Origin of the sequence: Arthrobacter sp. NyZ413, from assembly GCF_049390645.1 — a bacterium.
In the GTDB taxonomy this organism is placed as follows: Bacteria; Actinomycetota; Actinomycetes; order Actinomycetales; family Micrococcaceae; genus Arthrobacter.
Genome location: NZ_CP155434.1, coordinates 1152228 through 1164144, shown reverse-complemented (window position 1 = coordinate 1164144; position 11917 = coordinate 1152228). Strand labels below are relative to the sequence as shown.

Annotated in this window: 12 protein-coding genes; 2 read left to right on the top strand and 10 right to left on the bottom strand. The window is 59.7% G+C overall.

Going from position 1 to position 11917, the window contains the following annotated elements:
- Positions 1 to 3 precede the first annotated feature (3 nt).
- Both ABCW42_RS05555 and ABCW42_RS05550 read left to right on the top strand, forming a co-directional pair.
- Positions 4 to 570: an ABC transporter ATP-binding protein gene (locus tag ABCW42_RS05555; protein WP_423183913.1), complete on the top strand. Its 567-nt coding sequence runs from the start codon at positions 4 to 6 to the stop codon at positions 568 to 570.
- Between the two features lie 335 nt (positions 571 to 905).
- On the top strand, positions 906 to 1358 hold the full coding sequence (locus ABCW42_RS05550; RefSeq protein WP_423183912.1) for an NTF2 fold immunity protein: 453 nt from the start codon (positions 906 to 908) through the stop codon (positions 1356 to 1358).
- Between the two features lie 21 nt (positions 1359 to 1379).
- On the opposite strand, the gene ABCW42_RS05545 is transcribed toward ABCW42_RS05550, so the two are convergent.
- From ABCW42_RS05545 to ABCW42_RS05500, 10 genes are all read right to left on the bottom strand, one after another.
- A complete protein-coding gene (locus ABCW42_RS05545; protein ID WP_423183911.1) occupies positions 1380 to 1886 on the bottom strand; it encodes a DUF7507 domain-containing protein in 507 nt (168 codons plus the stop codon).
- Entirely contained in the window at positions 1870 to 2535 is a 666-nt protein-coding gene (locus tag ABCW42_RS05540; RefSeq protein ID WP_423183910.1) for a signal peptidase I, read from the bottom strand. The genes ABCW42_RS05545 and ABCW42_RS05540 overlap by 17 nt, the downstream gene beginning before the upstream one ends.
- A 71-nt stretch (positions 2536 to 2606) precedes the next feature.
- Positions 2607 to 3269 (bottom strand): hypothetical protein, encoded by a 663-nt coding sequence (locus tag ABCW42_RS05535; protein ID WP_423183909.1) that lies wholly within the window; start codon positions 3267 to 3269, stop codon positions 2607 to 2609.
- A gap of 8 nt (positions 3270 to 3277) precedes the next feature.
- Positions 3278 to 4570 carry a hypothetical protein gene (locus tag ABCW42_RS05530; protein WP_423183908.1) on the bottom strand — a complete coding sequence of 431 codons (1293 nt, stop codon included), beginning with the start codon at positions 4568 to 4570 and terminating at the stop codon, positions 3278 to 3280.
- Positions 4563 to 5186 (bottom strand): LPXTG cell wall anchor domain-containing protein, encoded by a 624-nt coding sequence (locus ABCW42_RS05525; protein WP_423183907.1) that lies wholly within the window; start codon positions 5184 to 5186, stop codon positions 4563 to 4565. Before ABCW42_RS05525 ends, ABCW42_RS05530 begins: the two co-directional genes overlap by 8 nt.
- Positions 5183 to 5779 carry a hypothetical protein gene (locus tag ABCW42_RS05520; RefSeq protein ID WP_423183906.1) on the bottom strand — a complete coding sequence of 199 codons (597 nt, stop codon included), beginning with the start codon at positions 5777 to 5779 and terminating at the stop codon, positions 5183 to 5185. The genes ABCW42_RS05525 and ABCW42_RS05520 overlap by 4 nt, the downstream gene beginning before the upstream one ends.
- Positions 5779 to 6396 (bottom strand): hypothetical protein, encoded by a 618-nt coding sequence (locus ABCW42_RS05515; protein WP_423183905.1) that lies wholly within the window; start codon positions 6394 to 6396, stop codon positions 5779 to 5781. Before ABCW42_RS05515 ends, ABCW42_RS05520 begins: the two co-directional genes overlap by 1 nt.
- 97 nt (positions 6397 to 6493) lie before the next feature.
- Complete coding sequence (locus tag ABCW42_RS05510; protein ID WP_423183904.1) at positions 6494 to 7114, bottom strand: hypothetical protein; 621 nt, start codon at positions 7112 to 7114, stop codon at positions 6494 to 6496.
- 175 nt (positions 7115 to 7289) lie between these two features.
- The gene (locus ABCW42_RS05505) at positions 7290 to 8363 is read right to left on the bottom strand and encodes an IS630 family transposase (protein WP_133207180.1); all 1074 of its coding nucleotides are present in this window, start codon (positions 8361 to 8363) and stop codon (positions 7290 to 7292) included.
- A 111-nt stretch (positions 8364 to 8474) separates the two neighbouring features.
- Positions 8475 to 11039, bottom strand: a complete 2565-nt coding sequence (locus ABCW42_RS05500) for a LuxR C-terminal-related transcriptional regulator (protein WP_423183903.1) — start codon at positions 11037 to 11039, stop codon at positions 8475 to 8477.
- Positions 11040 to 11917 lie beyond the last annotated feature (878 nt).

The following is an 11917-nucleotide window of genomic DNA, read 5'->3' as shown; positions in this document are numbered from 1 at the left end:
AGCATGACGTCGCCCGGCCTGTACCGTGTGGCCGGCAGCAATGGCAGCGGCAAATCGACCTTCCTTGAGCTATTGAGCGGGTTCCTCCGGCCGTGGTCCGGGAGCGTCCGGCTTTGCGATATCGACGCCGGTTCCGCCGACGCGCGCCAAGTCCGCAGCGTCTGCCGAACGTCGCCCGCGCTGTTCCCGTCCATGACCGTTCACGATCACCTGGCCCTCGCGGCCAGGAGCCGTCGCGTCCGTCCAGAAGCCGGACTCGCCCGACTTGCACGTTACGGACTGGAAAGCTGGGCCGAGCAACCTGTTTCGATGCTGTCGACGGGCAACGTCAGGAAACTTTGGCTTTTGATGTGCACGGTGGCGGATACCCCGATTGTTGCCATGGACGAGCCCTTCAACGGGATGGATGTCCAAGGCATTGACGCCCTCATCGGCGAGTTGGACGAATGGGCGCGCAACAAGATCGTGGTTCTGGTCTCCCACACCGTTCCCGATGAACTCTCGATTACCCACTCCTTCCTCTTCAAGAAACCCGAGGCCGAGGCTCAGCCGGACGGTCAGGTCCACTAGGAGGCACCATGTACACCAACGAACCTTTGCGGGATGCGGTGGCCCTGGGGGCGGAAAGTCACTGGCATAGGCGGACAAACCGGTATCCGGGCTGTTCCTGCCCCGCATGGCGCTACCACCCGCGTTACCCGAAACCAACGGATCCCGCCTGCGGAGAACACGGAACCGCACAAGGGTGAAGCGAGTGCTTCGGATTAGGTGTTGCGGGCTGCAAAAAGGGCCTGAACACCTAATCCGCCGATTTCCACCACTCAATCGAACTGATATGGACACCTAATCGGCGGAGGCGCACCTACCGTATTCCTTAGTTTCAACGGGAAACTTGGAGAGGTATTTTGAAGTTGATCGCCATTGATGTCCGAAGCAAGTCAAATGATCCCGCCGTGCGGGCGTTCGTGGAATTCGTTGACGCCATGCACCACTGGGAGATGAAGAATTACTCAGTGATTGCGCCGCTGCTGGAATACCGCAGGCCCGCAGTGGATGAGTTGGAAGATGCCCGACGTGAACTTGCACGAATTTTCGAGCGGCACTTGGTGCGCGGCAGGGGTGACCGTCGGCGATTGGACTCAAACGGAATTGGTTATCCGCCAACCTACGACGCCGATCGTGATGTCATCCAGCTGGAGAAGTCCGTGCCCGGGGAAGTGACATTTCGTTATCTGCAAATGGTCCGGCCAAAGTCGAAGCTGAGGTTTATTGTCCGGAAAATGGCGGACGCCTGGCGCCTGGATCGCGGAGAGATCTATGACGCCAGGCGCTCGAAATGGCACCAATTCGTAATCTAAGGACAACATGCTCGAGGAATTTTAGATGACGTCGAGCAGAGGCGTGATATGGCCGTTCTCCCTGCTATTGCCGAGCTTTTTGGGATAGAGCTGGACGGTAGCGTCGCATTCGTCCCAAATCACGCCCGCTGAAGAGACGGCGCGTACTTGCAGCGCGTTGACGATCTCGCCGCGGTGAATGACGTCCTCTTCGCGGACAACATAGCTGAAGTGAAGTTCCGCGCTCTCTCCCGGTTCCAAGCTTCCCCTTCTGAGTTCCTCGGAATGGGGGCCGGTGTCGTAGCTGAGGTTCTCGAGGTTCGCGTTCGTGAAAGAACGCTCAATGAGGGAGACCCCGGTCAGGGTCTCCCTCGAATCGTTAAGCATCCACGCCGTGAAGGCGATGGTTTCACCTGTGGTAGCGGTGAAACGATCTGCGAAGTGGATGAGTGCGATTGACGGTTTGGCAGCGGCGTTCTGCGACCTACTCCTTTTCCCGCTAACTTGGGAAAGACCACGCTGGACAATCCATTCACGAATGCGTTCCATGGGTCTCCTGTTGAGTCGCATGCTCTGCCCCTTCCGGATCAGCCTCTTCGTTCCGTTTGCTTCGCCGGCTCGCCATCCGATCGGGGTCTGCTATGAACAAAGCAAAAAGGGCCAGGCCGCATCCGATCCCCACGATCATTCCGTTCCTGGATTGCAGGAATTCGGCGAGGTAGCCGAGCCCAACAACGTGCCAAACATACTTGCCTGCAGTCTTGACCTTGTAGGGCTCGGGATCGTCCTTCGAGTTGGCGTCTCCCTTGAGGGTGTATTCGTACGTGCCGGGTTCCGTCTCAACGGACTTCATCAAACGGTGCGTGACCAAACCCAGGTTCCGCGGCCGATCTACGGTGACAATCGTGCCATCCTTGATGTCGCCGGCCGGTGTCTGCGCTGTAAAGACCACAGCGCCCACCGGGATGGTGGGTTCCATGGAACCTGAAACGACCACGAGTGGCCGAACTCCGAAAAGGAGCGACACTCCAAAGGTCAGAATTGATGCGACGCCGATAATCGCCCCGATCGTCATGACGGTCGACCGGAACGCTGCGTAAATCCTCATTGCGGGATGGACGGGGTCCTTTGCTGCCGCAGTGTTGACCCAAGATGCGGTCTTGGCTCGACGCGTCCTTGTGGAGCGGGTTTCCCTCATTTCGCGTCTTTTCGCCTGCCCTGTTGCGTCGACTGGCATGCCTTCTTCTTCCCGCATGACGTCAGGAAGGGTCACGGCGCGGCTGATACAGCGTCGAAGCGAACAGATAATGCAGCTTGTCCGCCGTTGTAGTTTTCGACGCCCGGACCGTCGATGTACTTGATGGTCAGATTGAGCTTCTTCGCGGAGCCCGACGCTGCGGGAGTGAACTGTTCACCGTTGTTGAGGACGGCGCCCCACCTTGGCTCCATGACCCCCAAAGCGCCCTTGGCTTGGTCCCAGGTGACATCGGTGAAGATCACCTTGTTGGTCTCGTCGGTTGCAGTAAATCGAAGGAAAGGAAGGATGATCGGAACACCTGGCGCCACTCGGCCATCGCCGTTCCGCAAGACCACCTGAAAGCTCGTATCGGCTTTGAGGTTGTAGGTGTTGTTGAAGACCGGGATAGTGGTGGACACTGACTTGCCGGGCACCAGGTCGCTTGCACCGGCGACGGCCCAGTCAAAGCCGCCGTCCTTGTCTGCCTGTTCAACAGTTCCGTCGGCCCGCACAATCCCAATGTCGAACCGCGGCGACTCAACCAACGTGGCCCCGACGAAGTTCAGGCGGGCGAAGTCGGTTGACGTTGCTCCAGTAACGGCTACCGTCGCGGCCACGAGGACACCTGCAGTGAGGACCAGCTTCACCCGACCGGCTTTCCGTACGTCACCGAAGGTCTTGATTGGATTCTTCATCAACTTCCTCATAGCTTCACCATTCCGAGGTTCCAGGAGACCAGTCGGCTTGTGTTGATCTGACCGGTCGGCATACCTATCGAGCCCGCTGGGTCGTAGCCACGGCCCCAGAACGTTCCGTCTGTCTTTTGCCAGAGGTAGAAGCCTTGGCCTGAACCGTACTGAACGACATTCGTATCGATACGAGTTGGTATCTGCGGGAAGCGTCCGTAATCATCGCTCGCACCGTAGCCCCACAACTCTCCGGCGTTGTTCATCATGGCCACACCGGTAAAGCCGAACTGCATCGATGTGATGTTTGAGAGCGTTGGTGTAACGCCCGGCGTGGTCGCGTTGACTGTGGCGCGGCCGCCGATCCGCGTAGTGTTGCCACCCCAGCTCACCATTTGCCCATTTGACAGTAGCGCTCCGCCCATGTTGATACCGCCGTCGACGGCCACGATGTACGGGGCACCTGGCGCGACGTTGCGCTGGAACCACGGCGACAAGGGAGCCACTAGGCGAGGGCTGGCATCCGAGTTGAGGAGTCCCGATGGAAGGCTGTTCCCGCCAATGCCGCCCCAGTAATACACGTCCCCGTTCTCGAGGATGACGAAGAAGTTCGTGTAGGCACCCTTGAGGTAGATGGGTCGGTTTCCCGGCACGGCGGGATCGGGCATCCCCATGACCTGGCTCGCTCCGACTCCGGCATTGCCTCCGTACCCGGTCGGCGCGCCCCAATGCCAAATAGTGCCATCGCTCCTGATGCCCGCACCGGCGTATTCCGTGGATGAAATCGTGATGATTTTGTCCAGAATGGCACCGCCACCATTCCAGGCGGAGTTGATCCGAAGCTGCTTCGCGTTGTTGCCAGGCTTGGCGGCGTCGGTTCCGTCACGGAAGTCGTAGAAGCCCCAACCCCATACCGTGCCGTTCGCGTCAAGCGCGTTGGCGTTGTAAATCTGTCCAGTGACCTGTCGGACGGTGCCGTCAGGAATGCCGGCGACCTTCTGTGGTGCTTTGAACGGACCAGGATCCGGAGCGCCGGCATTAATGAAGTAGTCAGTGCGGCCCCAGACGTAAGCGTTTCCGTCGACGCCCACACCAAGGCCGGTGTCCACCATGCGTACGTTGCGAGCAAGGCCGACCATGAAAGGAGGCGCCGCTGCTGCGGGAACTGCCTCAGATCGTGCGTGGGTCTGGTCTTTGTAGGCAGCGCTTGTGGGTGCCACGGTCACGGCTGAGCCGAAGATCGCGCTGAGGCCGAACAAGCCGGTTGCGGCGAGGTACTCTCGGCGGCGAAGGAATGGAAGGTTACTCATGTGAGGAGCTCTTTCGACGAAGGACCACGACGCCAAGGCCGATGACAAGCAGCGCGACGGCCGCGATCGTTATGGGAAGCAGGTTATTCATGCCGGTATTGGCAAGATTTGGTCCTGAGTAGGGTGGTGCCGGGTTGACGTCGGGCTTGTCGAGGCTGGTGACGAAACGGAACTTAAGGTTGCCGCTGGCTCCCTGATATGAATTGCCGGCTTCCCTCGGCAAAGTCACCGAACCAACGAGGTCGTACGTCTTGCCAACCTGAAGTTCAGGCAGTTGCAACGATTTTCCAAGCATCTTTCCGACGGGAACCCGCTCGACAACCGTGCCGCCGTCAAGCGTTTTTACGCTGATTTCCATCGGCGTGGCCCCGGAGAAAAGGACGTCCGAAGACCCCGTGATCTCAAGCCCAAGCGGCAGCGCCGAATCGGCCGCATTGCTGACGGACATCTTCCAAGTCTGGGTCTCGCCGGGCGCGGGCGCGTCGATCGCGATGGATGTTGGGTTGGTGTTGATCAAGTCAGACGTGACGGCAGATGCTCCTGCGGACTGCAGGAGGACCAGCATTCCTGCTCCGATAAGGCCGATGAGCGCCCGGCCCTTGCGCAGTGCGATCATTTGCTTTCTCCATTGGTCAGTACGCCCAACTGGGTGAACTTGCCGGTTGCCGTTGACGCGCTGTTTTTGGCCAGAAGGACGGAAAGTTTGACGGAGTGTTCTTGTCCCGGAGCAACGTCCGTGAAACGCAAGGCCGCCTGGTTGACCTGCGTTGCTGTGGCATTCGCAATGGCTGGCGTCGTGGAGCCGTCCAGGTAGACAGTAAAGAGAAGGCCGCCGAAAAGGTCGTTGGCCTGGGGATCGGGATCGTACAGCGAAACTGTGAGGTCGCCGATGATGCCTGGCTGACGGTTTACTACGGTGGTGTCGAATTGGACCGCTTTGGTCTCGGAGAATTCCGTGCCTGAGGTAAGCGGTAGCACGACGGCTGTCGCCTTGGAATCAGCATCGCGAAGGACCCCGCCGGCGTCTTTTACTGCGATATCGAACTTGTTGGGATTTCCGATGCCGGAATTCGCGGCGCCAGTCCCGAGGTTGACCACAGCAAAGTCAGTGTACGCAGCGGCGGTAATGCCCAGGCCGCAAGCCAGCGTGACGGCTCCTACCGCGAGTGCGACGCGTTTACGTCCAGTTGCCTTGAATCGACTCGTCATCACAGGTTCACCGCTTCAAAATTGAACTGGATATCGGTCGAAGCCTGCTGCCAGCGGTTGTCCACGGTTGAGGGCATCTCGATCCTGACGTCCAGCACTTTGTGTTCTCCAGCCTTGATCGGATCCGGCCAACTGATGCTTGTCAGGCGGTCGGCCGGGACACGATCAAGAAGGACCGTGCCTCCATCGGCCACGGTGAAGACAAGCTGGTCAAAAAGTTCGAGGTACGTCCCAGTGACTGGGTCTTTGGCATCGTGGCGCGGTTGAGGGTCCAGGATCCTGAGGCTCAGAAGCCCGGAAAGACGAGGGCTGTTGTTTTTAGCCGCGATCCGCAGGTCCACGGCGCTTCCGGGGGCCATGAGGTAACCGCTGTTATCACTGGTCAAAGACACCCTGTAAGCATTTGGATTGCCTTGGACCCAGTCGGCGTCGCCGGGTAGCCAGGTGCGGTCAACTTTTCCTGCCGTGACGATGTCGAAAGCGTTCCGGGAACCGTCAAGCTTGACGTCGACGTCGGCGTAGTCCGTAAATGTGGCGGCTGTGATGAGAGCGCCCGCGGCAACCAGGGACCCGGTTGCAAGCGCTATCCGCATTCGACCGCGGGGTTTTGTCCTCATACTTTTTCTGTCCTTCGTGGATCCAGCTCTCGGCCTGCTCAGGCAAGCGGTGTTGCTGGTGGAGGCTCGAGAGGAGCCTCCACCAGCCGTTCATGTACTACGGCTTGACGGAAGTCGCGTCGAAGTGTGCCTGAACGTAGGAAACGAGGCCCTGCATCGCGTTGTTGGCCGCCGGGCTGCCTTGGTCCGGAAGGGTGACGCTCACGCCGAGGACTCCCGAACCGCCCTTGGCGAAGGTACCCAAGTTCAGGGCATCCACGGACGACTTCGGTACGTTGGTAACGAGCGCAGTGCCGTCAAGCGTCACGGTGTAGCGGAGTGCAGCGTCCAGAGCGGGGCTGGAGGTGTAACCGGCCCGGTCCTTGAGCGAGAAGGTGATTGCTGCGCTGAGCTCCGGGCTTTCGTTGCGGAACGGGATGTTGACCGAAACGGTGTCGCCCGGGGTGATCAGGTCAGCACCCGGAATCTTGATGTTCACGCCATTCGCGCTGTTGGCTTCCTGCCAGGTTCCCGCCACCGGCAGGCCACTCGAGTCCGTACCGACAACCTGGATGTTGAATCGGTTGTTTCCGCCGAAGCCGGAATCAGCCGCGCCATTGCCGAAGTTGAGGTTGGCGAAGTCCGTGAACGAGGCCGCGGTCAGCAGTGCGGTCACACCCAGGAGTGCGCCTCCTGCCAGGAATGTGCGCTTGCGGCCCGAGCTAAGGTTTGTCTTCAAAATGGTTCCTTTCACGATATGCCGGCCCGTTGCCGGCAGGTTCGAGGGGCAGTGCATCGGCAAAGGAACTGGAGCGTTTCCCCCATATGACGCCGTGCAACCATGAGGAGACTATGTTCGGCGAGGACCCGTTGAGTGGTGGTTCAACCCCTTTTGAGTGGTAAAAACGCCCCCACTAGTGTCGCGTTTCTGAAGTAGTTAAGCGGTTGGCTTTTGCGAGGATTTGTTCGGGGGTTTTGGTCCAGACGAACGGGTGGCATCGGTCGTTCCAGCCGGTGATGAATTGGCGGATTTTCTGGTTGAGGTCTTTGACGCTTGTGAAGACGCCGCGCCGGATGGCCTGCCGGTCGATGATGCCGAACCAGACTTCGACGAGATTCAGCCAGGATCCCGAGGTAGGAGTGAAGTGGACGGTGAAGCGGGGATGGGCCGCAAGCCATGCCTTGACTTCGGGGGTCTTGTGCGTGGCGTAGTTGTCCATGATCAGGTGCAGTTCCTTTCCGGGATACGTGCGGTCAATCTGGCGCAGGAAGGACAGGAACTCCTGGCGCCGGTGCCGGGGCTTCACCGCAGCCGTGACCTGGCCGGTGGCCGTTTCGAGTGCCGCGAACAGCGTAGTGGTGCCGTGGCGGGTGTAGTCGTGCGTGCGCCGCTCGATCTGGTGCGGCTGCATCGGCAGCATCGGGGCCGTGCGGTCCAATGCCTGAATCTGGCTTTTTTCGTCAACGCAGAGCACCACGGCGTTCTCCGGCGGTGCCAGGTACAGGCCCACAACGTCGGTGACCTTCGCGACGAGTTCCGGATCGGTGGAGAACTTGAACGTCCCGCTCCTCCAGGGCTGCACCCCATACTCCCGCCAGGCCCGGGCCACCGTGGCGTTCCCGATGCCCAGATGCCCGGCCAGCAGACGCGAGGACCAGTGCGTGACACCATACTTCTTCGGCGGCGCCACCAGCGTCGCCGCCACGATGTCCCGGTGATCCACCCGCCGCGGACGCCCCGGGCGGTCCTGATCATGCAGTCCGGCAATCCCTGCGGACTCGTACCGGCTGCGCCACCCTATGACCGTCGTCCGTGTCGCCCCGACACGCTCGGCGATCACGGTGTTCGACAGACCCTCCGCGGCCAGCAGCACGATCCGCGCCCGCTGGGCGAGTCCCGCCCGTCCCGCCGAGGACCTGGACAGGCGATTCAACGCCTCAAAATCACCATCACGAAGACCCAGGGCAGCAGCAGGACGATTGGCCATAACCAATCCTCCCAAACACCTAAACGTCTAGCTATTAACGACACGCGACACTAGGTGGTGAGAGGGCCCCACTCACAGATCAGGGTTTGTTCGCACACCTACGAACCTGCATCAACGGAAGGGCAACGAATCACGGACGAGTTCGAACAGGGCACTTCGAGTCGGGCTGCCCGTCTTCCGAAGTGCGTTGGAAATGTGGTTCTCGACGGTCCTGATGCTGAGCCCTAGGTGCTCCGCGATTTCCGGATTTGTGCGATGGCCGGCTAAGGCAGCTACCTCAATTTCGCGGACAGTCAGCGGTGAGTAGCTGCCCGAATTGAAGGCCAGAGGCTCAACGGACGACGGAAAACGGGCGGAAAACAATAGATAGGCACGTTCCATGGCAGCCGCGCCAATGGAGTCGTCGACGAAGGCGTACCGTTTGAAGGCTCCCCGAAGGAGCATCCGGACGTGGTAGAGATCGGCGTCGGGCTTGTATTTCTTAAGGAGCGCGTCGAGCGATTGGTGGTCTTCCTTCACGACCGTGGCGGCAATTTCCAGCAGTTGTTCGTGAGCGGTGATTGAGTGGTCCCGAAGGGCTTCTCGAAGGAGGTCCAGCGTTTTGCGCCCAGGCAGCAAGCAGGTCAGAAACAGGGCTGATTGCGCGGCTTCAAGCACGTAGCCTCGCTGCAGTTGCCCCTTGACCAGGTACGCGGCCTGCCGATCGAAGACGGCGGGAACGAGCGGCCGTCCCGCGACCAGGTTGTAAACGCCCTTTCCCATTCCGGGCAGCGGACCGGCTTCTTCAGTTTGGCGTCGTGCCTGGGTAGCCAGCGTAATGGTGGGCTCGATTGTGGACGCAGCTGTCCTGAGTCCCGCAAGCCTGAGCATTGCGTCGTACAGGGAGTCCATCAGGAAGCCCGGCCGCCCCATGGCAAAGACGCTGCCCATCAAGTAGTCGGCCTCGTCCAAATAGCCGCCATAGGAAAGGGCATGGGCGGCTACATAGGTGCTTGACACCACTCCGAATTGATCGAGGTCGCGCCGCGCCTCCGCACGTTTGTCGAGGGCCAGGACGACTGCGTCCTCGAATCTGCCCAGACTGAACATGGCCATTCCCCGAATGAATGGTTCGATTCCGGGGTTTATCCCTGGATCACGCGAAGATTCGACGGCGGCGAGCGCTCCGGTGGGATTGAATCGGTAGAGCTCCAGAATTGCTTGGACGCTTGCGATGACACTGCTTCCAGGCCTGCGCTCGTGGAGTCGCTCAAGCACCTGGTCAAGGTCCTGCGGCATCCTGTCATAGGAGGCGTTAATGAATAGTTCAAAGGCATCAGCTTCCGCCGAGCGTCGGGGATGCTCCTTCGCGAAGCTCCTAAGCACCGCGGCTGCATGGTCCAGGCCTTTACCGGAGTAAATAGCCCAAAGTGCTTTTGAGATCGCGAAGAACAAGAGTTCGCCCGAGTCACCATCTGCCGTGGGCGTGCTCGTCAGGACCTGCTCAATCCGCGATGCATCAATCGGGGAACCCCAATAGACCCGCAGCAAGGCGGCAGCATTCGATACCGATCTGTCCGCATCCCACAATTCGAAGCGGTGCCGTTCCAAAATGGCGGTTTGTTCGTGAAAGTGACGAGCGGTGGCTGCGTCCCCCGAGCTCCGTTCCACACGGAGTGCGGCCAGGACGCGCGTCAGTGAATCACCGGAGCTTGCGCTTGCGTTGGATTCCTGCGGCTCGGCACTGAGGGTGCGCGTGATTCGGTTGGCCAGCACGCGTCGCGTAGTGAGCATCCGCTCGCCCCGGAAGTAGTCGGAGATGACCGGAGGCGTGATGGCTAGTGAGATGTCGTTGTGCCCGCTATCGATCACGGAAATGAAGCCGCGCTGTTCCAGCCGGTCCAGGACATCCGGTTTGATGACCTGTTGAAGGACATCGATTGAGGCAGTCCCCGCTATCGCCATGGTCTGAAGCCCTGTGAGTTCATCGGCTTCGAGTCCTTCAAGCAGGGACTCAACGGTGCTGTGAAGGTGTTCGTTCCACAAGGTGTCGTTGGTCATATGCCACTGACCATCCCTGCGGGCAAGGAGTCCGCTCAGGGCCGCTGTCTCCGCGATACGGACTATGAGCCGCGGGTTCCCGGCGGACTTTGCAAGGACCCGCGCTGTGGCGTCTGCGTCCGCCGGGGTGCCAAGGACTTCGGTCATGAGCTCGTTGACTTGCTCATACCGCAATGGGTTCAGGTGCACTCTGGCTTCCGGACCGAGCCCGAGGAGGGGAACTCGACCCTTGGTGTAAAGGGACGACTCGGTCATGGTGACGATCATCGGACGCCGCGTTCGTCGCCGGACAGCATCAAGGACAGCGATGGACTCGGGGTCTACGTATTCGAGATCGTCCACGACGAGGACACGTTCTCCCGGCTTGGTCAGGCGACTGGCCAGGACATCGGCCACGCCGAGCACTCCCAATTGGCCAACGCGAATTTCCTGGCCCAGGCTGTGAATTCCGCCGAAAGGCACTCTTCGATGTGAGCGCAGTCCGGAAATCGAATATACGGTGACGCCACCTTTTTCGAACTCGGCGATGACTTTCTGCGTTACGGTGGTGCGTCCGCCTCCAGGAGCCGCAACTATTCGAACCGCCATTCCGCGAGCGATGTATTCCAGTGTTCGCCGAACTTCCTGTTCGAACACGATCCAACTTCCTTCGATGGGCTAAACCAGCAGTCCCCGGACCCTGGGTGGTGCCATGTCCAGACGATTCGACTGAGTCCCGCCCAATACCGAGCGTTGGCGGACGGATATCCAAAGCGATGCCGCAGATTCCCCCAGGGCCCGCACACGGACCTCTTCCACGGGGAACTGTAAGAGGTCTTTTCGGGCTCCACAGGCGTAAATGGCCAATCTAGGTGTGCCCGGGCATGCGTCTAGGTGTGCTGACGTGGGGTTTTGCTTGCCGTCTAGGTGTGCGGATGAGCCAACTAGGTGTATTTCCCGAAAAACACCTAGTTGGGGTTGGGGCGGGGGAAGAAGCAATCCTCGAGTGGATCCGGGTGGGCGGTCTCATGCTTCGACGCTACGGGGACCGAGTGCCGGGCTCCAGGTCTGACTTCTTGCATGTGGATATTTGTTCGAATCTATTTTTATTAACTAGAACATAGATTCGAATCAGCATGCACGGGGCGAACAGTCAACGGACCACTGCAAGTATGTGGATAACACTTCCGCCTGCGGGATTCCGGGTGCTGCGATCTGCGGTGTTTGCATCAAAATAAAATATTCATGGGGGCAATAAATGAATACACCTGCGCCAAAAAACCGGGTCAAAAAAGCGTTTCAAGGATTTCCAAGAACGCGCAAGGATATGTTCCGGATTTTCGCCGTCATTGCATCAGGGTCCGTGGCGATCTCGCTGGCTGCTTGTGGCGGAGCCGGCACAGCACACACCAACGCGGCCGCTGTGCAATCGACTTCGGCGTCCGCATCGCCGACACCCACTCCTTCGGCTACACCAACACCGACAGCACCGAAATCAACATCCTGCGTAACTGAAAACGCAACGGAGAGCTACC

Coding starts and splice junctions, on each gene's coding strand:
- ABCW42_RS05555 (WP_423183913.1), top strand. CDS start 4: ATGACGTCGCCCGGCCTGTACCGTGTGGCCGGCAGCAATGGCAGCGGC.
- ABCW42_RS05545 (WP_423183911.1), bottom strand. CDS start 1,886: ATGGAACGCATTCGTGAATGGATTGTCCAGCGTGGTCTTTCCCAAGTT.
- ABCW42_RS05540 (WP_423183910.1), bottom strand. CDS start 2,535: ATGAGGGAAACCCGCTCCACAAGGACGCGTCGAGCCAAGACCGCATCT.
- ABCW42_RS05535 (WP_423183909.1), bottom strand. CDS start 3,269: ATGAAGAATCCAATCAAGACCTTCGGTGACGTACGGAAAGCCGGTCGG.
- ABCW42_RS05530 (WP_423183908.1), bottom strand. CDS start 4,570: ATGAGTAACCTTCCATTCCTTCGCCGCCGAGAGTACCTCGCCGCAACC.
- ABCW42_RS05525 (WP_423183907.1), bottom strand. CDS start 5,186: ATGATCGCACTGCGCAAGGGCCGGGCGCTCATCGGCCTTATCGGAGCA.
- ABCW42_RS05520 (WP_423183906.1), bottom strand. CDS start 5,779: ATGACGAGTCGATTCAAGGCAACTGGACGTAAACGCGTCGCACTCGCG.
- ABCW42_RS05515 (WP_423183905.1), bottom strand. CDS start 6,396: ATGAGGACAAAACCCCGCGGTCGAATGCGGATAGCGCTTGCAACCGGG.
- ABCW42_RS05505 (WP_133207180.1), bottom strand. CDS start 8,363: ATGGCCAATCGTCCTGCTGCTGCCCTGGGTCTTCGTGATGGTGATTTT.